Here is a 26538-nt window from a genome sequence, read left to right as displayed (position 1 = left end):
TCGGTCAGATGCGCACAACTCGCCAAGACCAAGCGGAAGTTGACCCAGCGCGGGCTCGGGCCGTGGCCGCGGGTCTGCCGCCCGGCGCAGGGCGGCCGGCGGCAGTGCGCGCAGCAGGCGATCGGGACGCACTGGACACGCGCGCGTGGGCGCGACGCGGCCCAGCTGCACCCCGCTGATCTGGCCCGCGTGCTGGGTGTGTTCGCCTCCCGCGTGCTCACTGCGCGCGGCTGGCGGGCCGGCCCGGCGGTACTGCCGGGCGTATGGTGATGCGCTGCGGTGACGATGGCGGCGGAGGCGGTGTTCTGCTCGGGGCGGTGCAGGTCACGCCGGAGGCGTCAGCGGCCCTTGGCAGCGGGTGGTCGTGCTGCGGCAGGCGAGAGGCGGAGTGCCCGGTGTGTCTCGGCCCCTCTGCGAAACCGTCCCAGCCCGCTCCGAAGCCATCATCCACCTCGCCATGACCGACCTCATGGCCCGACGCCTCACCGGCAAGGCCACCATCTCCTGGCGCGACCCGGCATAGCAGGATCAAACGCTGTTTCGGGGTGAAGCAACGGGAGAAAACGATCTGTAAACGGTCACCCATGGTGCGCCACTTCGGTGTTCACGGCCCCCGCCGTTCCCGCCCGATGGTGCTCGCCCGCGGGATCAACCGGTGCGGGGCCCGGATCTCCCTTCCGGGGACGGAGGTCGGGCTACCGATCCGCTTGAGGAGGCGCTCCACCGCCGTCTCGGCGATCACCTTCTTGTCCGGGGAGACCGTCGTGACGGGCGGATTGGAGTAGCGGCCGTCCTCGATGTCGTCATAGCCGACGACGGCGACGTCCTCCGGGACGCGCAGCCCGCGTTCCGCCAGGGTGTGCAGGGCGCCCAGAGCCACGAGGTCGCTGTAGCAGAAGACCGCGTCGGGCGGTTCCTCGAGGTCGAGCAGGTGGGCCATGGCTCTCGCGCCGTCGGATCGGTTGAAGCGCGGGGTGGAGATGACGAGTTCCTCGCGGACGGGTATGCCGGCCCGCTCGTGGGCCAGCCGGTAGCCGCGAGTGCGCAGCTGGGCCGCCTCGCCGGTGCGGTACGGCTGGTCGCCGATGGCGGCGACGCGGCGCCGGCCGAGGCCGAGCAGATGCTCGGTGGCCTCCAGGGATGCGATGACGTCGTCGATGCCGACGTGGTCGAAGCTGCCGTCGCTCACCCGCTCGCCGAGCACGACGAGCGGCAGGCTCGGGTCGCGCTCGCTCAGGTCGGACTGGGCCAGGCCCAGCGGGCTGAAGATCACGCCGTCGAACAGCAGATGCTGTGAGCCCCGGCTGAGGAACAGCTTCTCGTGCTCCGCGTCCCCGTCGGTCTGGTCGATCAGGACGTTGTAGCCCTGCACCCGGGCCGCGCGGATGATGCCCTGCAGCAGCTCGGCGAAGTACGGCGTGTCCAGGTACGGCACGACCACGGCGATCTGGCCCGAGCGTCCGGCGGCGAGGTTGCGGGCCAGCACGTTGGGCCGGTAGCCCAGCTCGTCCACGGCCCGCTGCACCCGGGCACGGGTGGCCTCGGAGACCGGCGCGTAGCCGTTGACCACGTTGGACACGGTGCGGCTGGAGACGCCGGCGAGCGCCGCGACGTCGCGAAGTGTGACGCCCTTTGCCATATGCCACCTTCATCCCGGATGTCGGTTTCAGCGCTGAAATTTTCCCCCAAGAAGGCTCCTGCGCCTCTTGCAGCGCGGCAACTTCTCGGTTAACACTTTTGCAGCGCTGCAAAGCGTAGCAGAAGGGGTCTGATCCAGCGGATCACGTACCTCAGGGACCGTGACGTCACCGCGTCGCGGACCGGATCCCCGAGAGTGCTCACGGGGATGACCAGTAGGAGCCGCAGTGGGAACCGTAAGCTCTCACGGGCCGGGAGCCGCACCCGTCCTGACAGTGCATCACTCTTTACCCTTCGTGGTCTGAGCGCGCCCGCGCGCTGATCGCAGAGCTGTCTGTCTCTCACTCTCACCGACGTCACGCACGCCCCACCCTCCCGCGTCGACCGACGTCCGCCCGCCAGGATCTGTCGGCGGGCAGCACACCTGAGCGCCCGCGCCTGAAGCGACCGCCCTCACCGGAGCCGGTGCGCATCTGTGCTCTCAGCCCTTCCTCGCCGGACCTCCGCGCGTCCGGCACACCTCCGTACCTCCCCCTACCTCCCCTACCTCCCTCGTTCCTGGCCTTGCGGGTCGGGCACCACACCCAGGAGATTTCTCATGTCCTCCAACAGAAGGCCCAAGCTTCGTTCCGTCCGCCGGACAGCGGTCGCGGCGACCTCCGCCACCCTCGCCGGCGTGCTCCTCGCGGCCTGCGGCGGCGGAAGCGACAGCGGGAGCGGTGCCGCGAGCAAAGGGCCGGTGCACATCAAGGTGTGGGCCTGGTACCCGCAGTTCAAGCAGGTCGTGGCCGAGTTCAACAAGACGCACAAGGACGTCCAGGTCGACTGGGTGCAGGCGGGCGTCGGTCAGGACGAGTACACCAAGCTGAAGACCGCGCTGAAGGCCGGCCAGGGCGCCCCGGACGTCGTCATGCTGGAGTTCCAGGAGCTGCCGACCATCCAGCTCTCCAAGGGCCTGCTGGACATGGGCAAGTACGGCGCCAACGCCGACAAGGACAAGTACGTGGACTGGGCCTGGAAGCAGGTCTCCGACGGTGACCACGTCTATGCCATCCCGGTCGACGGCGGCCCGATGGCGATGATGTACCGGGCGGACCTGTTCAAGAAGTACAAGCTGAAGGTCCCCACGACGTGGGCGGAGTTCAAGGAGGAGGCGGCCAAGCTGCACAAGGCCGACCCGAAGGCGTACATGACCGACTTCGGCAGCGATGAGACGGCGGCCGGCTGGCGTCAGGGCCTGATGTGGCAGGCCGGTTCCCGCCCCTACACCTACGCGGCGAGCAAGCTGCCGGACATCGGGGTCAAGCTCAACGACGCGGGCGCCAAGAAGGTCTACGACTATTGGGGCGACCTGGTCAAGAACAAGCTGGTCGACACCCAGTCGTACGCGACCACGGACTTCTACAACGGTCTCAGCAGCGGTAAGTACGCCACCTACATCGCGGCCGGCTGGGGTCCGGGTTATCTCTCCAGCGTCGCCAAGAAGACCGCGGGCAAGTGGCGGGTGGCCCCGCTGCCGCAGTGGACGGCCGGCGGCAACGCCCAGGGCGACTGGGGCGGTTCGAGCTTCGCGGTGACCACGCAGACCAAGCACCCCAAGGAGGCCACCCAGGTCGCCCGCGAGCTCTTCGGCACCTCCGAGGCCGCCTGGAAGATCGGCATAGACCAGGCCTACCTCTTCCCGCTGTCCAACCCGATCCTCAACGGCTCGTACTTCCGCGACAAGAAGTACGACTTCTTCGGCGGCCAGCAGATCAACAAGGTGTTCGTGCCCGCCGCGAACGGCATCGGCGGCTTCGACTGGAGCCCATTCCAGGACTTCGCCTACAACACCGACACCAGTGAGGTGGGCAAGGCTCTCCAGGGCCAGACCGCCTGGTCGTCCGTGAACGACAACGTCCAGGACCAGGTGACCTCCTACGCGGCCAAGCAGGGATTCAAGGTCAGCAAGTAACCGGCCCGAGTCCCCGACTCCCCATTGCCCCCGCCGGCGGCGCCCCAGGCGTCGTACGCCCGCCACCGGCCGGGGGCCCGCAAGACGCGCAAGGAGAAGTGATGAGCCTGCTCAGACAGCAGGGACCCGCGGCGGCCGTACCCCCGAGCCCATCCGTCGAGAAGGTCGCCGGCACCTACGCCGCCGGCCGCAAGACGGGCCGCCGCACCGCAGGGCTGTCCGCCCGCACCCGCCACAAGGCCATGGGCCTGCTGCTGGTCACCCCGTTCGGCCTGCTCTTCGCGGCCTTCCTGGTGGCTCCGCTGGCGTACGCCTTCTGGCTGAGTCTGCGGACCTCGACCTTGGTCGGCGGTGACCACTTCAGCTGGTTCGCCAACTACAAGCAGACCTTCACCGACCCGCACTTCCTGTCCGGCGTGCGCCGCGTGGTGGTCTTCGGCCTGGTGCAGATCCCGGTGATGCTGGGGCTCGCCCTGCTCGGGGCGCTGATCATCGACGAGGTCACCAGCCGCCTCGCCAAGGTCTTCAGGATGACGCTGTTCATGCCGTATGCCGTGCCCGCGGTGATCGGCGCCCTGATGTGGGGCTTCCTGTACAGCCCCACCTTCGGCCCGGTGAACTCCCTGACCGACGCGCTCGGCCTGGGGAAGGTCGACCTGCTGGGTCACAGCCTGATGCTGACGTCGCTGGGCAACATCGTGACCTGGCAGTGGACCGGCTACAACATGATCGTCCTGTACGCCGCCCTCCAGGGCCTGCCCCGCGAGGTGTACGAGGCGGCCAAGCTGGACGGCGCCGGGCAGCTCCAGACGGCCCTGCGCATCAAGGTCCCGATGATCTCCTCGGCGATCGTGCTGACCCTGATGTTCACCATCATCGGCACGCTGCAGTTCTTCACCGAGCCCCGCGTGCTCGAGCCGACCGCCTCCTCGGTGATCACCCCGGACTACACGCCGAACCTGTACGCCTACAACCTGGCCTTCCAGTACTCGGAGTTCAACTACTCCGCCGCCATCTCCTTCTCGCTCGGAGCGGTGGTCTTCATCGGCTCCTACCTCTTCCTGTTCGCCACGCGTAAAAGGAGCGGACTGAAGTGACGACCGCCGCTGCCCCCGTTCCCGCCGTCACCACCGACCGGGCGCCCCGCGTCAAGTCCTCCGCCCGAGGGCGCGTCACCGTCAACGCGGTGATGGTGGCGATGATCCTTTACTTCCTGATGCCCTTCTGGTGGCTGGTCGTCGCGGCCACGAAGAACAACGACGCGCTGTTCTCGACCGCGGCCCTGTGGTTCCACTCGCCGGGCTCGTTCTTCGACAACCTCCAGCAACTGTTCACCTACAACGGTGGCGAGTACCTGCGCTGGATGGGCAACACCGCGATCTACGCGGGCATCAGCGGCGTCGGCGCCACCGCCGTGGCCACCTTCGCCGGCTACGCCTTCGCCAAGTACCGCTTCCCCGGCCGCAACCTGCTCTTCTCCAGCCTCCTCGGCGCCATCATGGTGCCCGCGACCGCGCTGGCCATCCCGACCTATCTGCTGCTGAGCAAGGTGGCGCTGACCAACACCATGTGGGCGGTCATCCTGCCCTCGCTGCTCAACCCGTTCGGTGTCTACCTGGTGCGGGTGTACGTGCAGGAGTCCCTGCCGGACGAGCTGCTGGAGGCCGCCCGCGTGGACGGCGCCGGAGAGATGCGGGTGCTGTTCAACGTGGCGCTGCCGACGCTGAAGCCCGCACTGGTGACCGTGCTGCTGTTCTCCATGGTCGGCACCTGGAACAACTTCTTCCTGCCACTGGTGATGCTGAACAACGACAAGCTGTTCCCGCTCACCGTCGGCCTGCAGTCCTGGTACCAGGGTGCGCTGATCCAGTCCGGCGCCAACGCGCTGTTCACCCTCGTCATCGCGGGTTCTCTCGTGGCGATCCTCCCACTGATCGTGGCCTTCCTCCTCCTGCAGCGGTACTGGCGCGGCGGTCTGACCGTCGGAAGCCTCAAGTAGCCGGAAGCCTCACGTAGCCCCTGCCTTCCTCCTCTTCTCGCGTACCTTCCGGAGCGACCTTCATGCTGCACGCCTCCCTGACCGTCGACCCCGCCTTCCGCGTCGCCGACGTGAGTCCCCGTACCTTCGGCTCCTTCGTCGAGCACATGGGCCGCTGCGTCTACACCGGCATCTACGAGCCCGGCCATCCGCTGGCCGACGAGGACGGCCTGCGCCGTGACGTCCTGGACCTGGTGCGCGAGCTGGGCGTGACCACCGTGCGCTACCCGGGCGGCAACTTCGTCTCTGGCTTCCGCTGGGAGGACAGCGTCGGCCCGGTGGAGCAGCGTCCCACCCGCCTCGACCTCGCCTGGCACAGCACGGAGACCAACGCCTTCGGTCTGCACGAGTTCCACCGCTGGGCCGAGAAGGCCGGCGTCGAGCCCATGATGGCCGTCAACCTCGGCACGCGTGGTGTCGCGGAGGCCCTGGACCTGCTGGAGTACTGCAACCATCCCGAGGGCACCGCGCTGTCCGACCGGCGGGGGGCCAACGGCACCAAGGAGCCCTTCGGCATCCGCATGTGGTGCCTGGGCAACGAGATGGACGGCCCCTGGCAGACCGGGCACAAGACCGCCGCCGAGTACGGCCGCCTGGCCGCCGAGACCGCCCGCGCCATGCGCATGATCGACCCCAGGCTGGAGCTGGTGGCCTGCGGCAGCTCCAGCTCCTCGATGCCGACCTTCGGTTCCTGGGAGGCGACCGTCCTGGAGCACGCCTACGACCAGGTCGACTACATCTCCTGTCACGCCTACTACGAGGAGCTCGACGGCGACCTCGGCAGCTTCCTGGCCTCCGGGGTCGACATGGACCACTTCGTCGAGTCCGTGGTCGCCACGGCCGACCACGTACGGGCCAAGCTCCGCCGGAAGAAGCGGATCAACCTCTCCTTCGACGAGTGGAACGTCTGGTACAACACCCGTTTCGAGTCGCAGGAGAAGCCCACCGACTGGGCCGTCGCCCCCCGGGTCATCGAGGACGAGTACAACGTCGCCGACGCCGTCGTCGTCGGCGGGCTGCTGATCAGCCTGCTGCGGCACGCCGACCGGGTCACCGCTGCCTCCCTGGCCCAGCTCGTCAACGTCATCGCCCCCATCCGCAGCGAACCCGGCGGCCCGAGCTGGCGCCAGACCACCTTCCACCCCTTCGCCCAGGCCGCCCGCCACGCCCGCGGCACCGTCCTGCGGGTGGAGCCGGTCGCGCCGGTGTACGACACGAAGCGGTTCGGCGAGGTCCCCGTCGTCGACGCCGTCGCCACGCACATCGCCGGCGCGGACGGGGCTGACGAGCTCACCGTCTTCGCCGTCAACCGGCACCAGAGCGAGGACGTCGAACTCGCCCTCGACCTGCGGGCGTTCCCCGGTTACACGCCGGTGGAGCACTCGGTGCTGAATGACACCGACATCCGCGCCACCAACACCCAGGACAACCCCGGCCGGGTCCGCCCGCGCGAGGCCGGCACCGGTTTCGTCACCGACGGACGGCTCACCGAGAGCCTGCCGCCCGTCTCCTGGAACGTCATCCGGCTGCGCCACGCCGGCTGACACACCCCCTCGGACACCCACCGCTCCCCACCCCCTTTTTTCTCCCCCGGGAGCGGCGGGCCCCGCACCACCCCCTCGTCCCGGACATTCCTTGGGAGCCGCCCATGCCCACCACCAGGGAAGGCGCCAGACTCCGCGCCGTACCCAAACCCCAGGCGATCACCCTGCTGCTGGCCCTGCTCGCAGCCGCCGTCGCCCTCGTCCTGCCCGCCTCCGGCCAGGCGCACGCGATATCGCGCGCCTCGCAGACGATGTACACCCCGCCGTCGACCGCCCCGTCCCCCGGCTCGCTCTACCCGCGCGCCGTGCGCCTGCAGTACAGCGGTTCGTCCAACGGCACCCTGCTGGCCACGTTCGAGCAGTACAGCTCGGGGACCCCCGTCTTCCCGATCTACCGCAGCACGGACAACGGCAACAGCTGGACGCAGATCTCCAGCATCAGCGACACGCACAACGGCTTCGGCATGCGCTACCAGCCGTTCCTGTACGAACTGCCCACGCAGATCGGCAACTTCCCGGCGGGCACGATTCTCGCCGCCGGCAACTCCATCCCCAGCGACCTGTCCTCGACCGAGCTGGACCTGTACGCCAGCACCGACCACGGCACCAGCTGGTCGTACGTCAGCTCCATCGCCACGGGCGGCAAGGCTGACCCCACCAACGGCCAGACCCCCGTCTGGGAGCCGTTCCTGATGGTGTCCGGCTCCAAGCTGATCGTGTACTACTCCGACCAGCGTGACCCCAACAACGGCCAGAAGATCGTGCACCAGGTCTCCACGGACGGCGTGAACTGGGGTTCCGTGGTGAACGACGTCGCGACGTCGACGTACAGCGACCGTCCGGGCATGCCCGTCGTCGCCAAGCTGCCCAACGGCAACTACGTGATGACGTACGAGTTCTGGGGCGCTCCCGAGGGCGGCTTCGCCGTGTACTACAAGATCTCCTCCGACCCGGAGGCGTTCGGCTCCGCGACCGGCATCCCCCTGAAGGCCACCGACGGCACCCAGCCCAAGAGCTCCCCGTACATCACGTGGCTGCCCACCGGCGGCGCCAACGGCACCCTCGTAGTCAGCGCCAACAGCAGCGACGACCTGTTCCTCAACACGCAGAACGGCGCCGCGAACACCTGGACGCGCATCGCCTCCACCGTCCCCGGCGGCTACAGCCGCGGCATGGTTCCGCTGGCCGACGGCCACAGCCTGCTGGTCCTCAGCGGCGGCCACCTGACCAGCACGGGCCTGAACCCGGTCACCTACGGTACGATCGACCTGGGCGGCGGCATCTCGGACGGCGCGACCTACACCGCGTCGAACGCCAACAGCCACCTGATGCTGACCATCGCGGGCGGCTCCACCACCAACGGCACCTACGCCACCCAGCAGAACGCCGACAACGCCGGCGACCAGAAGTGGAAGTTCGTCCAGCAGACGTCCGGCTACTTCAAGATCTTCAACGTGGCGAGCGGCAAGCTGCTGGGCGTGGAGAACCAGTCCACGGCCAACGGCGCCAAGGTCCTGCAGTGGGACGACAACGGCACCCTCGACCACGAGTGGGCCGTGGCACCCGACCCGGCGGGCGGCTTCACCGCCGTCAACCGGATCAGCGGCAAGCTGCTGGAGATCCCCAGCGCGTCCACCACGGTCGGCACCATCGCCGGGCAGTGGGGCCCCACCGGCTGCGCCTGCCAGCGCTGGAACCTCACCCAGACCGCCCTGCCCGACCTGGCCACCGGCCAGTACCGCCTGGTCAACAAGAACAGCGGCAAGTTCCTGGAGATCCCCGGCGCCTCCACCACCGTGGGCAAGCAGGCCGGCCAGTGGGTGAACACCGCCAACAACTGCCAGCTGTGGACGTTCCAGTCGCAGGGCGGCGGGGCGTGGACCGTGAAGAACGTCAACAGCGGTCTGTTCCTCGACAGCAACGGTTCGACCTCGGCCGGCGCGGCCGTCGTCCAGAACTCGTCCTCGACCGCGAGCTCCCAGAAGTGGACGCTCACGGACGCGGGCAACGGCTACTTCAAGCTCGTCAACGTCGGCAGCGGCCTGGTGGCGGACGTCGCCTCGGCCTCCACCGCCAACGGCGCGCTGATCGTCCAGTCGGCGGACACCGGTGCCGACGACGAACTCTGGCAGATCGTCCGGGTCAACTGACCGGTTCCTTCAGCCACCGGGGCCCGGTTGCCGGCCGGGCCCCGCTCCCTCTCAAAGACGTACACAAACCGTTCCTGTGGACTGAGCAGGAGTGAGTCCGCTCAGCCGCACGCCCGAACGGTCTTGGGCGCACTCGTCCCCGGCGTACTCGACCCCGGGGCAGCGACACAGATCCTGTCCGTGGTCCGATCCCGGGAGGCCAGTTCCCTCACGACCTGGCCAGATGGGTACGGCCAGAGGCGACGGGGAGGCCCCGAACCATCACTCCGGTGGAGCGGGGGCCCCGCACGCTGACGCCTTACCCGGCATCCCAGATCGCATGATCACCGTAGCCCGAACAGACCAGGACGCCGCAAGCCCGGAAGTCGACCATCACACCATCGAGTTAAACCGTCCTCGTGCACATTCCCCGGCCAGCAGTTGGCAACGCCTTACCGTCCGCTAATTCGAATATCGATCGACATATCGAACGATCCGCACGTGAAAGAAGAAGGGCCGCCGTGATGGAAGAACCCTGTGTTGTCGGCGTCGACTTCGGAACCCTGTCCGGCCGTGCCGTCGTCGTCCGCGTCCGGGACGGCGCGGAACTCGCGTCGGCGGAGCACGCCTACACCCACGCCGTCCTCGACCGCACCCTGCCCGACGGCACCCGGCTGCCCCCCGACTGGGCCCTGCAGGTCCCCTCGGACTACATCGACGTGCTGCGCAACGCCGTACCCGAGGCCCTGGCCCGCGCCGGTGTCCCGGCCGGACAGGTCATCGGCATCGGCACCGACTTCACCGCCTGCACGGTCCTGCCGGTCCTCGCCGACGGCACCCCCCTGTGTGAACTCCCCAAGTACACCGCCCGCCCGCACGCCTACGTCAAGCTGTGGCGCCACCACGCCGCCCAGGGCCAGGCCGACCGGATCAACGCGCTGGCCGCCGAACGCAAGGAGCCGTGGCTGGAGCGGTACGGCGGGAAGATCTCCTCGGAGTGGGAGTTCGCCAAGGCCCTGCAGGTCCTGGAGGAGGACCCGGAGATCTACCACCGCACCGAGCGGTGGCTGGAGGCGGCCGACTGGATCGTGTGGCGGCTGTGCGGCACGTACGTCCGCAACGCCTGCACCGCCGGCTACAAGGGGCAGTACCAGGACGGGGCCTACCCGTCGCCCGAGTACCTGGCCGCCCTGCACCCGGACTTCGCCGGGTTCGTCACCGACAAGCTGGACCAGCCGATCGGACAACTCGGCGATGCGGCAGGGCGGTTGACGGCCGAGGCCGCGGCCTGGACGGGGCTGCCGGAGGGCATCGCGGTCTGCGTCGGAAACGTCGACGCCCATGTCACGGCCCCGGCGGCGACGGCGGTCGAACCGGGTCAGATGGTCGCCATCATGGGGACCTCCACCTGCCATGTGATGAGCTCCGACCAGCAGGCCTCGGTGCCGGGCATGTGCGGTGTCGTCGACGGCGGCATCCTGCCGGGACTGTGGGGTTACGAAGCCGGCCAGAGCGGTGTCGGCGACATCTTCGCCTGGTGCGTACGCACCGGCTTCCCCGCTGAGTACGCCGAGAAGGCCGCGGCCGCGGGCCAGAGCCCGCACGAGTATCTGACCGCCCTCGCCGCCGAACAGAAGGTCGGTGAGCACGGACTCCTGGCCCTGGACTGGCACAGCGGCAACCGCTCGGTGCTGGTCGACCACGACCTCAGCGGCCTGCTCATCGGCCAGACCCTGTCCACCCGCCCCGAGGACGTCTACCGCGCCCTGCTGGAGGCCACCGCCTTCGGCACCCGCACCATCATCGACGCCTTCGAGGCCGCCGCCGTACCGGTGCAGGAACTGATCATCGCGGGCGGCCTGACGAGGAACGCACTGCTGATGCAGATCTACGCGGACGTCACCCGCCGCCCGCTCAGCCTCATCGGCTCCACCCAGGGCCCGGCCCTCGGCGCCGCCATGCACGCCGCCGTCGCCGCCGGGGCCTACCCCGGCATCCGCGCCGCCGCCCACGCCATGGGCAAGGTCCAGCGCCGGGCCTACCTGCCCGACGCCGAGCGTGCGGCGGCCTACGAGCGCCTGTACGCGGAGTACCGGGTGCTGCACGACTACTTCGGCCGCGGCGCCAACGACGTCATGCACCGCCTGCGCCGCATCCGCGCCGAAGCCTCCGCCTGAGCCACTTTGTGAAAGGAACCGCCATGACGACACAACCGCAGCCCTACGACAGCCACGAGGTCTGGTTCCTCACCGGCAGTCAGAGCCTGTACGGCGAGGAGACCCTGGCCCAGGTCGACCACCAGTCCCGGCAGATCGCCGAACGCCTCGACGCGGCGAGCGAGATCCCCTTGCGGATCGTGTTCAAGCCGGTCCTCACCGACGCCGAGTCGATCCGCCGCCTGTGCCTGGAGGCCACCGCCTCCGACACCTGCGTCGGCGTGATCGTCTGGATGCACACCTTCTCCCCGGCCAAGATGTGGATCGCCGGACTGAGCGCCCTCGAGCGGCCTGTACTGCACCTGCACACGCAGTACAACCTGTCGCTGCCCTGGTCGAGCATCGACATGCACTTCATGAACCTCAACCAGGCCGCCCACGGCGACCGCGAGTTCGCCCACATCGAGGCCCGCGTCGGCGTCAACCGCAAGATCGTCGCCGGCCACGCCACGGACCCGCGGGTCGTGGGGCGTGTCGCTGCCTGGACGCGGGCCGCCGCCGGCCGTCACACGGCACGCACCCTGCGCCTGGCCCGCTTCGGCGACAACATGCGCGACGTCGCCGTCACCGAGGGCGACAAGGTCGAGGCGCAACTGCGGTTCGGCTTCTCCGTGAACACCTACGGCGTCAACGACCTGGTGGCCGTGGTCGACGCGGTCGAGGACAAGGCGGCCGCCGAACTCGCCACCGAGTACGTCGAGTCGTACGACATGGTCCCCGCCCTGCGTCCGGGCGGCATCCGCCACGACTCGCTGCTGTACGCGGCCCGTCTGGAGCTGGGCCTGCGCGGCTTCCTCAACGAGGGCGGCTTCACCGCCTTCACCACCAACTTCGAGGACCTCGGCGGACTGCGCCAGCTGCCCGGCATCGCCGTGCAGCGCCTGATGGCCGACGGGTTCGGCTTCGGCGGCGAGGGCGACTGGAAGACCTCCGCCCTGCTGCGCACGATGAAGGTCATGGGGGCCGGACGCCCCGGCGGCACCACGTTCATGGAGGACTACACCTATCACCTCGGCCCGGGCACCCCGCGCGTCCTCGGCGCCCACATGCTGGAGGTCTGCCCCTCGGTGGCGGCCGACCGCCCCCGCTGCGAGATCCACCCCCTGTCCATCGGCGGCCGGGAGGACCCGGTCCGCCTGGTCTTCGACGCCGCCGAGGGGCCCGCCGTCGTCGTCGGCCTCTCCGACCTCGGGGACCGCTTCCGGCTGACCGCGAACGCCGTGGACGTCATGGCCCCGAGCCAGCCGCTGCCCCATCTGCCGGTGGCCAGGGCGGTGTGGAAGCCGCGCCCCTCGCTGGCGGAGTCGGCCGAGAGCTGGCTGCTCGCCGGTGCCCCGCACCACACCGTGCTCAGCTCCGCCGTCGACACCGAGACGCTCACCGACTTCGCCGCCATGACGGGCGTCGAGCTGCTGACCATCGACGAGCACACCAGCACCGAACAACTCGCCAAGGAAATCCGCTGGAACGCCGCCTACCACCGCCTCGCCCAGGCGCTGTGAGAGGGGAAGGGACCATGACCACAGCTGTCCCAGAGAGCCTGCGCCAGGAGGTACTGCAGGCGAACCTCGCCATCCCTCAGGTCGGCCTGGCCACCCTGACCTGGGGTAACGTCAGCGGAGTCGACCGCGACGCAGGGGTGTTCGTCATCAAGCCCTCCGGGGTCCCCTATGCGGACCTCACCCTTGACCACCTGGTGACGGTACGTCTGCATGACGGCGCCGTCGTCGACGGCGACCTGCGCCCCTCGACCGACACCGAGACCCACCGCTGTCTGTACCTCGCGTTCCCCTCCATCGGCGGGATCACCCACACCCACTCCACTCACGCCGTCGCCTTCGCTCAGGCCCGCCGCGACATCCCCGTCCTCGGCACCACCCACGCCGACACCTTCAACGGCCCCGTGCCCGTCACCCGTGACCTCACCAAGGAGGAGTGCGCGAAGGACTACGAGTACAACACCGGCCACGTCATAGTGGACCTCCTCGACGGCCAAGACGAAAAGGCCGTCGAGGTCCCCGCCGCCCTCGTCGCCGGCCACGGCCCGTTCACCTGGGGCTCAGACGCCCGCAAGTCCCTGGAACACGCGATCATCTGCGAGGCCGTCGCCGACATCGCCCTCCACACCATGTCCCTGTCTCCGACGACCCCGCCGCCTCGGCACCTGCTGGAGCGCCACTACACCCGCAAGCACGGCCCTGACGCCTACTACGGCAATCCGGGTCCGGTGATGCCCTGACGGCCCGCCCGATGCCCCGTCACCGGCACGCCCGCGCGATGCAGCAGAGGCACTCGAACCCGGCGTCCCCCGGCCGCACCGAATTCGGTCGAGCCAAGCCGGGTGACCCGGGTTGGAGAGCACGCACGGCTGACGCACCGGGCGCCCGGTACTGGCCGGAGTTCGCCGCGGCGGGCAAGGAGAAGGCACTGGTACGACATCTGCTCGCGCACCCGCGGGCCTGCCCGACCGGGACGGCCCGGTCGAGGAGTTCCACAACTGGCCGGCCGCCACCGCACAGCTCCCCGCACAGGCCCGTCAGGCCCCGCAGTGGGAACCGGGCACAGCGGCTGGACACACGGCGCCGGCCTGGCCATCGGCGAAGGAGGCATCGCGCCCGTCCCCGCGGCCAGTGACTTTGTCGAGACCGGGGCGGCCATCGGCGTAGTGCTGCTGCTCACTCTCGGCCTTGAGTTCTCCCTCCCCGAGATCACCGCCAGCCTGCGCTGGCACGTGCCCTCCGCACTGGTCGATCTGGTGCTGAACGCCGTGCCGGGCGCGGTGGCGGGATGGCTCCTCGGCCTGGACGGCATTGGCATCCTGGCCCTGGCCGGGACCACCTACATCTCCTCCTCCGGCATCGTCGCCCGGCGTCTGGCCGATCTGGGCCGATTGGGCAACCGGGAGACACCGGCCATCCTGTCCGTGCTGGTCATGGAGGACTTCGCCATGGCCGCCTATCTGCCCCTGCTTTCGCTCCTCGCTGCCGGCGGCCCCTGGTGGCAGGCCACCCTCGGCGTCCTCATCACTCTGGCCGCGATGTTCGCCGCCTTCACCGCTTCCTACCGGTGGGGCCATCACCTCGGCCGGGTGCTCGCCCACCCCGACGCCGAACAACTCCTGCTCAGGGTCCTCGGCCTGACCCTTGCCGTCGCCGCGCTGATGCGGTTCAGCACGAACAGTTTGATTTGATCAAGCGAGTACCTCATGCAGACCAGGACACTGGGCACCCAGGGCCTGACCGTATCGGCCATCGGCTACGGCGCGATGGGCACCGCCTTCGCCTACGGCCCCTCGGACGACACCGAGTCGATCGCCGCGATCCGCCGCGCCCACGAACTCGGCGTCACCCACTTCGACACCGCCGAGCTGTACGGCGGGCGAGAAGCTGCTCGGCCACGCACTTGCACCGATCCGCGACGAGGTGACGATCGCGACCAAGTTCGGTTTCACCCAGACCTGGGGGACGGACTCGCGGCCGGAACACATCCGCGAGGTGGTCGACGATAGCCTGCGCAACCTGAACACCGACACGATCGACCTGCTCTACCAGCACATGCCCGACCCGAACGTCCCCATCGAAGACGTGGTCGGCACGATGAAGGAGTTCGTCGACGCCGGCAAGGTCAAATACCTCGGCCTGTCCAACGCCGACGAGGACACCATCCGCAGGGCCCACGCAGTGCACCCGATCTCGGCGCTGCAGAACCAGTACTCGATCTTCGCCCTCGACACCGAGTCCCTCTTCCCGGTTCTGGAGGAACTCGGCATCGGGTTCGTCGCCTACTCGCCGATCGCACGCGGCTTCCTCAGCGGCGGCGTCAAGTCCATCGACCACTATGCCCCGGATGACTTCCGCCGGCAGCTGGCCTGGTGGAAGCCGGAGAACTTCGACGCCAACGCCGCCATCGTCGCCGAGCTGGCCAAGTTCGCCGAGAGCAAGGGCGCCACGCTGTCGCAGTTGGCGCTGGCGTGGCTGCTCGCGAAGAAGGACTACATCATCCCCATCCCCGGCTCGCGCAACCTCGACCGCGTCGCGGAGAACGTCGCCGCGGCCGACCTCACGCTGACCGCGGTGGACCTCGCCCGCATCGCCGAGGTCGCCCCCGAAGGCGGCATCGGCGGAAGCCAGGGCTGATCCCCGCACCCGTCCCCCTCGCTTGCCCGCGCCATCCGGCACGGGCAAGCGACCCACGTACGACGATGCCCAGTGCCCCCATGGCACGGGCACGGCCCGGGTGAGCAAGCCGGTGGGCCGGCTGCCTGTTTGCCTTCCCTCACCCAGTGCGTCTTCAGGCTGCAGTGGCGCGGGCTCGGTGCTCGCGGATCTCGTCGTGGTGGTCGGCGGCCCAGCCGATCAGGGACGTCACGATCTCGTGGAGGCCGCGACCCAGCGGGGTGAGGGCGTACTCGACCCGCGGCGGAACCTCCGCGTATGCGGTGCGGGTGATCAGCCCGTCCTCCTGGAGCTGGCGCAGCGTGAGGGTGAGCATCCGCTGGGAAATTCCGGGGACTTGGCGCTGCAGGTCGGTGTAGCGCAGCGGGCCGGACTCCACGACCGCGATGACCAGCAGGCTCCACTTGTCCCCGACGCGGTCGAGGACCGTCCGGATGAAAGCCATGTGCTCGGCGGGGATGGCAGCGCAGGGCCCCACCGCCGCCGCGCCGCCCGAACTGCCCGTGACCTCCATGACGCACATTCCTCTCCGGCACACACACCGATGTGCCTTTTGTATCGACTTCCATACTGGCCCATCATGGCGCTACGAACAAAACGTAGGAATCAAGCGCAGGCATGGAAGGCGCGTCATGAAGATCGAGATCTGGGCCGAGGTCACCTGCCCCTGGTGCGGACTGGGCAGCCACCGTCTGGACCGGGCCGTGGAGCAGTTCGAGCACGGCGACGAGGTGGAGGTCATCCACCACTCGTTCCCGCTGAGCAGTTCGTTTCCCGTGGACCAGACGTTCAGCGCCCGTGACGCGCTGCTGCGCCAGCACGGCGTAGGCGGCTCCCAGGCGGAGGTGTCCACCCGCCGGATCGAGGCGTTGGCTGAGGCCGAGGGGCTCAGCCCCTACAAGGTGCTGGACAACCTGGTCGGCAATACCGACCTGGCGCACGAGTTCCTTGCCCACGCCTCCGCCGAGGGCAAGAACCGCCAAGCCTGGGACGCGATCTTTCGTGCCTACTTCGGTCAGGCCCGCCCGGTGTTCAGCCTGGACGACCTGCTCGACCTGGGCCAGGAGATCGCTCTGGACCGGGAGAACACCCGCCAGGCGCTCACCGAGCACCGCTACCAGCGGCAGGTCCGCGACGACGCCGCCCGCGCCCAGCGCCTGGGTGCCACCGGTGCACCCTTCATCGTCATCGACGGCAAGTACGGCATCCCCGGGGCGCAGGACAGCGATGCCCTGCTCGACGTGCTGCGCACTGCCTGGGACGAGTCCCACCCGCTCACCCTGTCCACCGACGGCGACGCTCCGGTCTGCGGCCCCGACGGCTGCGCCGTACCGGCCCACAGCTGACCTCCACCGTTCACTCCCCGACACACCCTTGATCATTTTGAAAGGCTGACTTCTCCATGTCCTACCTGCTGCACATCGACGCGTCCTCGCTCGGCGAAGCCTCCGTCTCCCGTCAGGTCGCCCAGTCCTTCCGTGACGAGTGGAAGGACGCGGTCGTCCACTGTGACCTGGCCGTCTCGCCCGCGCCGCACCTCAGCGCGGCGGGCATCACCGCCCGCACCACCGACCCTGCCGAGCTCACCCCCGAGCAGGCGAAAGCCCTGGCGATCCAGGACGAGCTGATCGAGGAATTCCTCGGCGCCGACGCCTACTTGTTCACCGTGCCGATGTACAACCTCACGATGCCGTCCGTGTTCAAGGCATGGCTGGACCAGATCATGGTCAACGGCCGCACCCTGAGCTTCGACGGGCCCCCTCCCACCGCGGGCCGCCCGGCCGCGCTGATCTCCGCGCGCGGCGGCGGCTACGGCCCCGGCGCCCCCAAACACGGCATGGACCACGTGGTGCCGGTGCTGGAAACCGTCCTGGGCCACCCGACCACGCTCGGCCTCAGCGTGACGACGGTCACGCCCGAGCTGACCATGGCTCCGCACGTGCCGACGCTGGCCCCTCTCCTCCCCCTCCACGAGGCGTCGCTGACCGACGCCCACGCCCAGGCGCGCGGCCTGGCCACCGCCATCGGCGGCCAGGCCGCCTGACCGGCCTCGACCGTCTCCCGACCGGCCGGCCCGACGGCCCGGCCGGTCGGTCCTGAAAGGCAATCGATCATCATGTCCCACCTGCTCATCCTCGGCGGCACCGGCCGCACCGGCATCCACGTCCTCAAGGAGGCCGCCGAGCGCGGCCACCACGTCCGGGCCCTCGTGCGCAACCCCGACTCCGTCCAGGCCCCGGCCGGCGTCGAACTGATCCAGGGCACCCCCTCGAACATCGACGACATCCGCAAGGCCGCCGGCGGAACGGAGGCGGTGATCAGCGCGCTCAACAACTCCCGGGCCTCCGACAACCCCTGGGCCAAACCCCTCAGCCCGCCCTTGTTCATGACCGACGCCACCCGCAACACCCTGACGGTGATGCAGGAAGAGGGCATCCACCGGATCGTCGTGACCTCCACGATGGGCGCCGGAGACGACTGGGCCCGGATCAACCCGGTGTTCAGGGCCCTGATCAAGGTCTCCAACCTCAAGGCCGGCTTCGACGACCACCACGGCGTCGACAGGCTCCTGCGCGCCTCCGACGTCGACTGGACCCTCGCCCGAGCCGTCGCCCTCAGCGACAAGCCGATGAGCGGCGCTCTGCGCGCCGCCGAGGCCGGCACCGAGAAGCCGGGGGCGCGGATCAACCGCGGCGATCTTGCCCGCTTCCTCCTCGACACGCTGGAGAAGGACACCTGGATCCGCAAGGCCCCCCTCGTCTGGAACGCACAAGGCTGACACTCCCCGTGATCCACACCCCACCATTCGCAACCGTTTTCGGAAATTGGCGCGCCGTACGTCGACGGCGACGCCGGAACGGAGTGACTGTGACAACATCTGACACCCCCGCACCGACATCGAGTTCAACAAGCGGCTGCGCGTCGTGTTCGACGACCTCCAGGAGGCGTTCGGGGACATAGCGATCAGGCACGGCATCACGCATGACGAACTGGGCCAGGCCGTCACCTACGTGACGAAGCTGGTCGAGTCGGGGGACTTCCTCCTGGCGGCGACCCACCTCATCGCCTCTCGCACGATGGAGGTCAGTTACGGCAGGGCCTACGCCAACCCGGAGAAGGACGTCGCCTCCACGTGGATGGCAACCGGGCCCGCCTACGTGCCCGGGGCACCGGAGATCGGCAACCCCGGCGCGCTGCCGATGGCGCCGGACGAGCCGGGGGAGATCCTGATCGTCTCCGGCGTCGTACGGTCGACCTCGGGCAAGCCGCTGCCCGGCGCGGTGATCGATCTCTGGCAGACTACCGCCGACGGCAGGTACGCGGGTCTGACGCCCGAGCAGGCAGGCCCCTTGGAGGGCCTCGACGTCGTCGACTTCGACCTGCCGAAGTACCACCTGCGGGGGCAAGATCGTCGCGGATGCCGAGGGCCGCTACGAGTACCGGACCGTCGTGCCGGGCGTGGAGCCCGCGGCGGTCCCGGGCAGCCCCCTCGACGACCTCCTGCACATGCTGGGACGAGCCAACTCGCGCGCACGGCACATCCACGCGTACGTCAGCCACGAGGACCATCACATGCTGACGCACCAGATCCACTTCGAGGGCGATCCGCTCGTCGACACGGTCAGCGAGGGTGCGATCGCGCGGGAGTTGATCCACAAGACCGAGCTGCACGACGACCCCGCCGAGTGGGAGGCACGCGGCCTGACCGCCCCGTACCGGACCCTGACCTGTGACTACGTACTCCGACCCATCGGCTTCGACGAGGTGAAGGACCCGTACGTCCTTGAGGGCTTCTGGAAGCAGTGACCGCAGCGGCCGCCGCACCTGCGGACCGACCGCTGACGTGTCCCCGGGGAATCGCTTGATCCGACGTCTGTGAACAACGCGGTGCGGGCGGCGCCTGACGGCGCCGCCCATGACCTTGGAGCCCGGCGGCGCCTCAACTCAGACCTGATCTTCCTACAAGCGCTTCGTCCGCCTCACCACATAGGACACGGTCGGTGGCCAAGAAGACGAAGAGTGGTCCGTAACCGCTGAGCGGAATGGCGAGGGCGGCGTCGGCGAACGGCGCGAGGGCTGCCGCTGTGGTTGCGGGGCGGATGGTCGGGATCGACGCCGAGGGCCCTGCCGCCCTCGACCCGGACACGGGGGTACGGCCCGGTACTCTTCTTCACCTGAGGAGTGCAGCTTTTTCTGACGACGAAATGGATCCTGGACACGTCCCATCGTCCCAGTCAGATGCACTCTTCGCTTATGTGATCAAGCATCGGACACCCGCAGTCGCGAAAGCGCGAGGCCAGGGCTCGATGAGCGGGCTCAGCGTGCGGTGCGCGATCCTCAGTCCCTGCTTGACCTTCTCAGGGGTGCCGCCCCACACCGGGTCCTCGTGTTCGACGGAGACTGTGCCGGTATAGCCCAGATCGTGGAAGCGGTCGATGACGTGGCGCGACCTGCCCCAGACCGGGTACGCGGTAGCGCCACCAGCCCGTCGCCCAGGGGTCGCCACTCTTGTCTACGATGCCGAAGTGGCCGTAGCGGTTGCGCTTTGCCGGGACAGCTCCACATCCTTGGCCTGAGTGTGGACGATCCGGTCGAGGTACGGCTCGATGGTCTCAAGGGGGTCGATGCCGACCCATGTCAGGTGCGAGGGATCCCAGTTGAGGTAGAAGCCCAGGTCGAACATCCACTCCCACAGCTCGGGCGAGTAGGCGAGGTTCCCGGGGTATCCGTCGGGATGCCAGCCCTCCATCACACAGTTCTCGATGACGATCTTTACCCCACGCTCGCCCGCGTGCTCCACCAGCTCGGGCAGCGCCTTCTCGCCCTCGCGCAGGTTCCCCAGCACGCTCAGGCGCGGGTCGCGGCCGATGAACGTACCGACCGAGTCCACGCCGAGGCGAGCCGCCGTGTCGATCGCGTGCTTGAGGTGGGTGCGGATCGACTCGCGGGTCGCCGGGTCCGGGTGCAGGTTGTTCTCGTAGTACGCGAGTGAGCTGATCGTCAGTCCGGTGCGGTCGAGGAGTTCACGGGTGCGCTGCTCGTCGGCGTCCGTGAAGCCGGCGACCGGCAGGTGCGAGGCCTCGAAGTCGCGGCCTCCCGTACTGGGCCACACCGCCACCTCAAGGGCCTGGTAGCCCTCTGCCACGGCCCATTCGGCGATCTCGTCCAGGGGCAGGCCGGGCAGGCAGGCCGTCAGGAATCCCAGCTTCATCGCAGGTGTCCTGCGTGCTCTTCGGTCAGGTCGTCTGTCGGTTCGTCGGTGGGTGACGCATCGTCGACGGGTGTCCATGCGCGTTGTGCCGCCGAGGCCATGACCGCGTCGATCAGGCGGGCCGAGCGCAGCCCGTCCCCTACCGTCGGCAGGCCCTCGGGGTGGTTGCCGCGGACGGCCGCGTAGGTGTCCTTGACGAAGTTCTCGAAACGCTCCGGGTAACCCTGCGGGTGCCCCGCCGGTACGACCGAGAGGCGGGCGGCTTCGGGCGAGTTGACGGACGGGTCGCGCACCAGCGTCTCAGTCCGGTCCGGACGGCCCAGCCACAGGGACTCGGGCAGCTCCTGGTCGAAGACGGCACTGGCGTGTGCCCCGTCGAGCTCGAACCACAGCCGGTTCTTCCGGCCCGCCGACACCTGGGAGACCGTCACCGACACCAATACCCCTTCGGTCGTACGGCCGACGACCGCGAGGGCGTCCTCCGTCGTGACCGTGACGCGGGCCGCGTCGGAGGGGGCCCCGTTGCCGTACGTCGGGCCACCCACGCGGGGCCGGTCGGCCACCGTCGTGGTCGTCTCGGCGAGCAGTTCGGCGACCCGGACCCCGGCCACCCATTCGACCAGGTCGAACCAGTGCGACCCGATGTCGGCGAACGCCCGCGAGGCGCCGCCGGCCGCCGGATCCACCCGCCAGCTGGTGCTCTCGGGGGACAGCAGCCAGTCCTGGAGGTATGACCCGTGCAGGAGGTGCCAGGCGCCGAATCCGCCCGCCGCGATACGGGCCCGCAACTCGCGGACCATGGGGTGGTAGCGGTAGACGAACGGCACGGTGACGATCCGGCCCGCCGACTCGGCCGCATCCACGAGGAGTTGGGCATCGGCCGCGGTCGTCGCGAGGGGTTTCTCGCACACGACGTGCTTGCCGGCCCGCAGGGCGGCGACCGCCTGACCGACGTGCAGGTGGTTGGGGGTGCAGACGTGGACGACGTCGATCGTGTCGTCGCTCAGGACGGCATCGAGGTCCGGGTAGCCGACATCGACCTGCCAGCGTTCGGCCGCCGCGAGGCTGCGCTCGGCCGTGGAGGACAGGACGCCGACGACCTCGGCCCCGCTCGCGCGTGCGCTGCGCAGATGGGACGTCGCCGATCATGCCCGCGCCGAGGACGGCGACCCGCAGGCGCGAGGTGCGCCGCGCCCGGCCGGCCGCGATCGCCGTCACAGGTGCGGGTGCGGGTGCGGACCGGGCGGGGGTGCCGTCGGTGAAGGGCGCGTGCGGGGAGTGCCCAGCGGGAGCGGTCATGCCTGGCCCTGCCTTTCGATGTGCGCGGCGTGATCGCCGACCGTCGGCCGCGCCCGGGCCGCTTCCACAACGGCCCTTCCCGCCCGCAGAGCGGCAACGGGATCGGCCGCCTCGTCGAGCTCGACGAGGACGATGTCGGCGCCGGGCGTACGGGACATCGCGTCGGCCCATGCCCTCCAGTCCACGATGCCGGTGCCGAGTTCGGTCATGTAGGGCTGTTGCTGGGCGAAGACCGTGTCGTCGATGGTGAGTTCGACGTCGATCGGCTTGACGGCGTCTTTCCAGTGCGCGAGCGCGATGCGCTGGGAGTGACGGCGCGCGACGGCGACGGGGTCGCCTCCGCCGAGCGCGATGTGGCAGGAGTCGGGGCACAGCCACACGTAGCGCGGATCGGTCAGAGCCATGAACAGGTCGATGTCCCTCTCGTACCAGAGGGTGCTGTTGGACTCCGTGTGGAAGGCGAGCTTCACGCCGTACCGGGAGACGGCCTCGCCGACCACGTGAGCGATGTCGGCCATCCGGGTCATGTACGCGGCATCCACGAAGAAGGGCGGACGCGTCCCGAACGTCGCCCGCATCGGCAGTCCGGCGACAAGCAGTTCCGCCCCCGCCTCGGCGAGGAAGGCGGCGCGTCGCTCGGCGTCGGCGACGATCGCGGGCAGGTTGCCGCCCTGCCGCCAGTCGGGGGCGTCGCTGCCGGCGACGAACGCGCTCACCACGGACAGGCCGCGGGCCGCCAGCTCGCGGCGGAAGAAGGCCGCGCTGCCGAAGGCCCGCAGAGCCGAGTCGATGTCGCCGGGTGCGAAGGTCAGCTCCAGGCCGGTGACGCCGGCCTCCGCCAGAGCGTCCATCACTCGTTCCCAGAAGGGCCGGGGATGGTCGCGGGCCCAGTCGCGCAGGGCGTCGGCGGAGTCCAGCCCCCAGAAGTCCGGGTGGTAGAAGGTGATGACGTCGGTCGCGAAACGCGGTGTCAGCGGATCCAGCGGTGTCATGCGGCGCCTCCGCGGGCGTTGTAGACGGTGACGCCTTCGGCGTCGACGGCGTCCCGGTAGCCGCGGAACACGGCGAGCGCCTCGTCCCGCAGCACATCCCGTACGACCTTGATGCCGCGTGCCTCGAACTGCTCGGCCCAGTCCGCGCCGAGCGGGCCCTCGTCGAAGGTCGTGATCTCCTCCAGGTCCGGCCCCTCACCCGCTACCACGAGACCACGCACCCCGGACCACATCGTCGCGCCGTAACACTGCACGCAGGGACGCCAGTTGACGACCAGCTCGTGCGCCGGCACGCCCTCGCCGCCGAGGTCCCAGCCGCCGGTCGCCGTCTGGGCGAGGCCCAGCGCGACGACCTCGGCGTGCGCGCTGGAGACACCGGAGGCGAGGACGACGTTCACGCCGACCGAGATGATCCGGCCGGTGTCCTGCTCGGCGACGAGTGCCGCGAACGGACCGCCGTTGCCCTCACGCCAGTTGCGGTCGGCGAGGCGGTGCACGAGGCGCATCCGGCCCTCGCGGTCGGGGATGACGGCCGGCACGTCGGCGAGTTCGTCGTCGATCCACGCGGGTAGTGCCACGCGGTATTCCTTCTGGATGTCGATCATGGTTCCAGATCCCTCTCAGTGGGCGGCGGACGCGGTGCTGCGTTCGGCGACGGCGCGAGCGGCCCGTACGGCGGTCACCGCGCCGGCCAGCGTGACGTTGGCGGCCATCGCGGTGGGTATCACGCCGTTGCCGGCGAGATACAGGTTGTCGAAGCCCCACACCCGGCCGTCGGGGTCGCACACGCTGGTGCCGTCGTCGGCGCTGCCTGCGCGGACGGTGCCGGTCTGGTGCAGTGACGAGCCGGGCGGGAGCAGGGCTAGTTCGGTCGCGGGATCGAACGTGCCGAACTCCTCGGCGAGCGATCGGACTTGGTCCAGTGCCCGGCTGATCAGCTCGCGGTCGGCGTCGGAGTAGCCGAACTCGACGGTGAACCGTGGCATCCCGGCGAGGTCGGTGTCCGACTCCGAGAAGACGAGCCGGTTCTCGGGGCGGGACTCGAGGGGGGCGTACAGCGACAGGCCCACCGAGTGCGCCAGGGGGCGGCCGGCCTCGTCCACGTACGTGCGGTTCATGATCTGGCCGTGGAACGGCTGCGCCGCTCCGTTCTGCGGCAGCCAGAGCGAGTCCGTGGCGAACTCGCCGGGGCGCGGCAGGGGCAGGGCGTCGAGGCCGATGCCGAACCGGTCGAGGTCGAGCAGCACCCGGGCGCTGATGAACGCGTGCTCGTTGAGGTGACGCCCCAGTGCCGCGGGCCGTATGCCGGAGGCGAACAGCAGTTGCGGGGTGCGCAGGGCGTCGGCGCACACCACCACGGTGTCCGCGAGGAGTTCGCACTCGGCGCCGTCGGCCACGCGACGCAGCCGAGCGCCGGCGACCCGGCCGCCCTCGGTGACGAGGGCCGTGGCGAGGGTGCCGGTCAGGAGTGTGAAGGCCGGGTCCCCGCCCGTCGCGATCGCGGGGAAGACCGTGCCCGGAGCCGTGCGTGGCATGGGTCCCGCCGGTGTCGCGGTGACCGCCATCGGCATCGGTTGGCACCGCCGGTCGTCCGGTCCGACGCCGTCGTAGCGTCGGCGCAGCACGTCAAGTACCCGCTGCCCGACCGGGGTTGGGCCGATGGCGGCGGGCGTGACCGCGAGCAGGCGGCGCGCGGTGTCCAGATCCGTCGCCCAGTGGCCCGGGTCGCCGAAGTCGAACACCTCGTCCCCGGCGGGCCAGGGGGTCGCGGCGGTCCAGTGCACTCCCATGCCGCCCGCGTTCCACGCGAGCGCGGCAGCCGGCATCGCCTCGGCGTCCTCGCCGAAGGCGAGCGCGTGGAACATGCCGGGTGCCAGGCCGGTGATGCTGTCCGCGACGTCGCGCACCACTTCGGCGCCCGTGTACAGGCCCTGGATGCCGGTGGCGACCCGTTCGTTGTAGCGCGACCACAGGGCCGGGTCGTCGAGGTCGTGCAGGTGCAGGCCGGGGGCCGATCCGATCGGCTGGCCGCCGTCGACCATGGTGATGTCCAGCGTCGGATCGGTGTCCCGCAGCAGCCGGGACACGACGGATCCCATGATGCCGCTGCCCACGATGAGAACGCCGGTCCTGCTGGTGCCGGTCATGGTCGGGCTCCTGTCCTGTGAAACGTGGTGTGAGGGGAGATTGCGGGGGGATGCGCGATCACGCGCACGGGACGGGCGGGCCGAACAACTCGGTGTCCATGTGGTCGAGCACGAACTTGACGGCGCCGATGAGCGGGCCGTCGGAGCCCAGTACGGTGGCGCGCAGTTCGACGGCGGGGGCGCGGGCGCCGAGCATCGCCTCACGCACCCGGGGCAGCAGTACATCGGCCGCGTCCTCCAGCCCGCCGCCGAGCACGATGAGCGACGGCGCGACCGTCCACGACAGGGTGGTGAGGATCGATGCGATGTTCTCCACGAACTCGTCGACCTCCGCGAGCGCCGCCGTATCGCCGGCCCGAGCCGCGGCGAAGCGGCCGAGCGCGACACGCCGCCGGACCGGATCCGGTGAGGTCAGCCACGCCACGGGACGGTCCTCGACCGAGCCGGCTGGCAGCGACACCGCCTCGGCGATCTCGCCCGCGGCGCCTTCGAAACCACGGTGCACATCCCCGCGTATGAGGATGCCGAGACCGGTCCGGTTCCCGAGCATCGCCCATACGACGTTGTCGTGGTCACCGGCCGCACCCCGCCAACGCTCGGCGAGCGCGCCGAGATTGGTGTCGTTGTCCGCGAACCACGGCACGCCGACGCGCCGCCCGAGTTCCTTGGGCAGATGCACGCCTTCCCATCGCGTGGTGTGCACCAGACGTCGTACGACGCCGTCGTCGTCGATCGCGCCACCGCTCGCGATCGCGCCGGCCCGCAGCCGGTCGGCCGACCCGCCCGCGTCGTCGAGCGCCTCCAGCACGAGCGCCGCCGCGTCGTCGAGCGTGACCTGCGGATCCTGGTAGGCGCGCAGCGGCCGGTGCGCCCGGCCGACGATGCGGCCGCGCACGTCGGCGACGAGCGCGGACACGTCCTGGGTGGTGATGCGCACAGCCGCCAGCAGCGCGTGGTCGGCCCGCAGCTCGTACCGGCGAGCGGGTCGCCCGGCGCAGCCGCTCACCGGCACCCGGTCGAGTTCGCTCACCCAGCCCGCGTCGAGGAGTGAGTCCAGGATGAGTTCGATGGTGCGGCGGGACAAGCCGACCCGCTCGGACAGCTCGGCCAGCGTCATCGCCCCGGCCGACACCGCCAGCGCGCGAAGGATCACCGAGGTGTTGACCCGCCGGACGGCGCTCTGGTTCATCCCGG

General features: G+C 69.7%; 21 protein-coding genes and 5 pseudogenes. 18 read left to right on the top strand and 8 right to left on the bottom strand.

Translation table 11 applies throughout. From position 1 onward, the window contains the following. Nucleotides 1–39 precede the first annotated feature (39 nt). Together STSP_RS39125 and STSP_RS38335 are read left to right on the top strand one after the other, a co-directional pair. Nucleotides 40–270 carry a hypothetical protein gene (locus STSP_RS39125; protein ID WP_157902823.1) on the top strand — a complete coding sequence of 77 codons (231 nt, stop codon included), beginning with the start codon at nucleotides 40–42 and terminating at the stop codon, nucleotides 268–270. Nucleotides 271–415: 145 nt separating this feature from the next. After that, nucleotides 416–523: pseudogene (locus STSP_RS38335) on the top strand (IS5 family transposase); the annotation flags it as partial. Nucleotides 524–604: 81 nt separating this feature from the next. Here STSP_RS38335 and STSP_RS11605 read toward each other — a convergent pair. Next, nucleotides 605–1639, bottom strand: coding sequence for a LacI family DNA-binding transcriptional regulator (locus tag STSP_RS11605; RefSeq protein WP_067275696.1), 1035 nt, complete (start codon nucleotides 1637–1639; stop codon nucleotides 605–607). A 597-nt stretch (nucleotides 1640–2236) separates the two neighbouring features. Between STSP_RS11605 and STSP_RS11600 the strand changes: the two genes are divergently transcribed. The 11 genes and pseudogenes from STSP_RS11600 to STSP_RS11555 all read left to right on the top strand — a co-directional run bounded on the left by STSP_RS11600 (nucleotide 2237) and on the right by STSP_RS11555 (nucleotide 15655). After that, nucleotides 2237–3592 (top strand): ABC transporter substrate-binding protein, encoded by a 1356-nt coding sequence (locus STSP_RS11600; protein ID WP_067275695.1) that lies wholly within the window; start codon nucleotides 2237–2239, stop codon nucleotides 3590–3592. A 101-nt stretch (nucleotides 3593–3693) separates the two neighbouring features. Beyond that, a complete protein-coding gene (locus tag STSP_RS11595; protein WP_078067088.1) occupies nucleotides 3694–4689 on the top strand; it encodes a carbohydrate ABC transporter permease in 996 nt (331 codons plus the stop codon). After that, nucleotides 4686–5591: a carbohydrate ABC transporter permease gene (locus tag STSP_RS11590; RefSeq protein ID WP_067275692.1), complete on the top strand. Its 906-nt coding sequence runs from the start codon at nucleotides 4686–4688 to the stop codon at nucleotides 5589–5591. The genes STSP_RS11595 and STSP_RS11590 overlap by 4 nt, the downstream gene beginning before the upstream one ends. A gap of 62 nt (nucleotides 5592–5653) precedes the next feature. Beyond that, nucleotides 5654–7174, top strand: coding sequence for an arabinosylfuranosidase ArfA (gene arfA, locus STSP_RS11585; RefSeq protein WP_067275689.1), 1521 nt, complete (start codon nucleotides 5654–5656; stop codon nucleotides 7172–7174). A gap of 104 nt (nucleotides 7175–7278) precedes the next feature. Further along, nucleotides 7279–9324, top strand: coding sequence for an RICIN domain-containing protein (locus tag STSP_RS11580; protein ID WP_067275686.1), 2046 nt, complete (start codon nucleotides 7279–7281; stop codon nucleotides 9322–9324). A 503-nt stretch (nucleotides 9325–9827) separates the two neighbouring features. Next, complete coding sequence (araB, locus tag STSP_RS11575; protein ID WP_067275684.1) at nucleotides 9828–11480, top strand: ribulokinase; 1653 nt, start codon at nucleotides 9828–9830, stop codon at nucleotides 11478–11480. Nucleotides 11481–11503: 23 nt separating this feature from the next. Continuing rightward, nucleotides 11504–13021 (top strand): L-arabinose isomerase, encoded by a 1518-nt coding sequence (gene araA / locus STSP_RS11570; protein WP_067275681.1) that lies wholly within the window; start codon nucleotides 11504–11506, stop codon nucleotides 13019–13021. 14 nt (nucleotides 13022–13035) lie between these two features. After that, nucleotides 13036–13758 carry an L-ribulose-5-phosphate 4-epimerase AraD gene (gene araD / locus STSP_RS11565; protein ID WP_067275680.1) on the top strand — a complete coding sequence of 241 codons (723 nt, stop codon included), beginning with the start codon at nucleotides 13036–13038 and terminating at the stop codon, nucleotides 13756–13758. A 131-nt stretch (nucleotides 13759–13889) separates the two neighbouring features. Next, nucleotides 13890–13985, top strand: a pseudogene (locus STSP_RS41160) (serine hydrolase); the annotation flags it as partial. Between the two features lie 82 nt (nucleotides 13986–14067). Next, complete coding sequence (locus STSP_RS11560) at nucleotides 14068–14709, top strand: cation:proton antiporter domain-containing protein (RefSeq protein WP_232789601.1); 642 nt, start codon at nucleotides 14068–14070, stop codon at nucleotides 14707–14709. 15 nt (nucleotides 14710–14724) lie between these two features. After that, nucleotides 14725–15655, top strand: a pseudogene (locus STSP_RS11555) (aldo/keto reductase). Nucleotides 15656–15809: 154 nt separating this feature from the next. Here STSP_RS11555 and STSP_RS11550 read toward each other — a convergent pair. Beyond that, on the bottom strand, nucleotides 15810–16208 hold the full coding sequence (locus STSP_RS11550; protein WP_107441264.1) for a winged helix-turn-helix transcriptional regulator: 399 nt from the start codon (nucleotides 16206–16208) through the stop codon (nucleotides 15810–15812). A gap of 118 nt (nucleotides 16209–16326) precedes the next feature. On the opposite strand from STSP_RS11550, the gene STSP_RS11545 reads away from it, so the two are divergent. The 5 genes and pseudogenes from STSP_RS11545 to STSP_RS39115 all read left to right on the top strand — a co-directional run. After that, nucleotides 16327–17040, top strand: a complete 714-nt coding sequence (locus STSP_RS11545) for a DsbA family oxidoreductase (protein ID WP_067275675.1) — start codon at nucleotides 16327–16329, stop codon at nucleotides 17038–17040. Between the two features lie 56 nt (nucleotides 17041–17096). Then, nucleotides 17097–17738, top strand: a complete 642-nt coding sequence (locus STSP_RS11540) for an FMN-dependent NADH-azoreductase (RefSeq protein ID WP_067275672.1) — start codon at nucleotides 17097–17099, stop codon at nucleotides 17736–17738. Between the two features lie 72 nt (nucleotides 17739–17810). Next, on the top strand, nucleotides 17811–18473 hold the full coding sequence (locus STSP_RS11535) for an NAD(P)-dependent oxidoreductase (RefSeq protein WP_067275670.1): 663 nt from the start codon (nucleotides 17811–17813) through the stop codon (nucleotides 18471–18473). A gap of 298 nt (nucleotides 18474–18771) precedes the next feature. Further along, nucleotides 18772–19020, top strand: a pseudogene (locus STSP_RS41155) (dioxygenase family protein); the annotation flags it as partial. A gap of 79 nt (nucleotides 19021–19099) precedes the next feature. Further along, a pseudogene (locus tag STSP_RS39115) lies at nucleotides 19100–19501 on the top strand (dioxygenase family protein); the annotation flags it as partial. Between the two features lie 706 nt (nucleotides 19502–20207). On the opposite strand, the gene STSP_RS11525 reads toward STSP_RS39115, so the two are convergent. The 6 genes from STSP_RS11525 to STSP_RS11500 all read right to left on the bottom strand — a co-directional run bounded on the left by STSP_RS11525 (nucleotide 20208) and on the right by STSP_RS11500 (nucleotide 26533). Then, complete coding sequence (locus STSP_RS11525; RefSeq protein ID WP_232789600.1) at nucleotides 20208–20906, bottom strand: sugar phosphate isomerase/epimerase family protein; 699 nt, start codon at nucleotides 20904–20906, stop codon at nucleotides 20208–20210. Next, nucleotides 20903–21994, bottom strand: a complete 1092-nt coding sequence (locus STSP_RS11520; RefSeq protein WP_232789602.1) for a Gfo/Idh/MocA family protein — start codon at nucleotides 21992–21994, stop codon at nucleotides 20903–20905. Before STSP_RS11520 ends, STSP_RS11525 begins: the two co-directional genes overlap by 4 nt. 207 nt (nucleotides 21995–22201) lie before the next feature. Then, nucleotides 22202–23179 (bottom strand): sugar phosphate isomerase/epimerase family protein, encoded by a 978-nt coding sequence (locus tag STSP_RS11515; RefSeq protein ID WP_067275726.1) that lies wholly within the window; start codon nucleotides 23177–23179, stop codon nucleotides 22202–22204. A gap of 14 nt (nucleotides 23180–23193) precedes the next feature. Next, entirely contained in the window at nucleotides 23194–23802 is a 609-nt protein-coding gene (locus STSP_RS11510) for a nucleoside deaminase (RefSeq protein ID WP_067275668.1), read from the bottom strand. A 15-nt stretch (nucleotides 23803–23817) separates the two neighbouring features. Next, complete coding sequence (locus STSP_RS11505) at nucleotides 23818–25344, bottom strand: GMC oxidoreductase (RefSeq protein WP_067275667.1); 1527 nt, start codon at nucleotides 25342–25344, stop codon at nucleotides 23818–23820. Nucleotides 25345–25402: 58 nt separating this feature from the next. After that, complete coding sequence (locus tag STSP_RS11500) at nucleotides 25403–26533, bottom strand: ROK family transcriptional regulator (RefSeq protein ID WP_198547318.1); 1131 nt, start codon at nucleotides 26531–26533, stop codon at nucleotides 25403–25405. Between the last annotated feature and the right edge of the window lie 5 nt (nucleotides 26534–26538).

The organism is Streptomyces jeddahensis, assembly GCF_001642995.1.
In the GTDB taxonomy this organism is placed as follows: Bacteria; Actinomycetota; Actinomycetes; order Streptomycetales; family Streptomycetaceae; genus Streptomyces; species Streptomyces jeddahensis.
The sequence above is the reverse complement of the archived record's forward strand: the minus strand, read 5'-3'. Positions and strand labels throughout refer to the sequence as shown.

Coding starts and splice junctions, on each gene's coding strand:
- STSP_RS11605 (WP_067275696.1), bottom strand. CDS start 1,639: ATGGCAAAGGGCGTCACACTTCGCGACGTCGCGGCGCTCGCCGGCGTC.
- STSP_RS11600 (WP_067275695.1), top strand. CDS start 2,237: ATGTCCTCCAACAGAAGGCCCAAGCTTCGTTCCGTCCGCCGGACAGCG.
- STSP_RS11595 (WP_078067088.1), top strand. CDS start 3,694: ATGAGCCTGCTCAGACAGCAGGGACCCGCGGCGGCCGTACCCCCGAGC.
- arfA (WP_067275689.1), top strand. CDS start 5,654: ATGCTGCACGCCTCCCTGACCGTCGACCCCGCCTTCCGCGTCGCCGAC.
- STSP_RS11580 (WP_067275686.1), top strand. CDS start 7,279: ATGCCCACCACCAGGGAAGGCGCCAGACTCCGCGCCGTACCCAAACCC.
- araB (WP_067275684.1), top strand. CDS start 9,828: ATGGAAGAACCCTGTGTTGTCGGCGTCGACTTCGGAACCCTGTCCGGC.
- araA (WP_067275681.1), top strand. CDS start 11,504: ATGACGACACAACCGCAGCCCTACGACAGCCACGAGGTCTGGTTCCTC.
- araD (WP_067275680.1), top strand. CDS start 13,036: ATGACCACAGCTGTCCCAGAGAGCCTGCGCCAGGAGGTACTGCAGGCG.
- STSP_RS11550 (WP_107441264.1), bottom strand. CDS start 16,208: ATGGAGGTCACGGGCAGTTCGGGCGGCGCGGCGGCGGTGGGGCCCTGC.
- STSP_RS11545 (WP_067275675.1), top strand. CDS start 16,327: ATGAAGATCGAGATCTGGGCCGAGGTCACCTGCCCCTGGTGCGGACTG.
- STSP_RS11540 (WP_067275672.1), top strand. CDS start 17,097: ATGTCCTACCTGCTGCACATCGACGCGTCCTCGCTCGGCGAAGCCTCC.
- STSP_RS11535 (WP_067275670.1), top strand. CDS start 17,811: ATGTCCCACCTGCTCATCCTCGGCGGCACCGGCCGCACCGGCATCCAC.
- STSP_RS11525 (WP_232789600.1), bottom strand. CDS start 20,906: ATGAAGCTGGGATTCCTGACGGCCTGCCTGCCCGGCCTGCCCCTGGAC.
- STSP_RS11510 (WP_067275668.1), bottom strand. CDS start 23,802: ATGATCGACATCCAGAAGGAATACCGCGTGGCACTACCCGCGTGGATC.
- STSP_RS11505 (WP_067275667.1), bottom strand. CDS start 25,344: ATGACCGGCACCAGCAGGACCGGCGTTCTCATCGTGGGCAGCGGCATC.
- STSP_RS11500 (WP_198547318.1), bottom strand. CDS start 26,533: ATGAACCAGAGCGCCGTCCGGCGGGTCAACACCTCGGTGATCCTTCGC.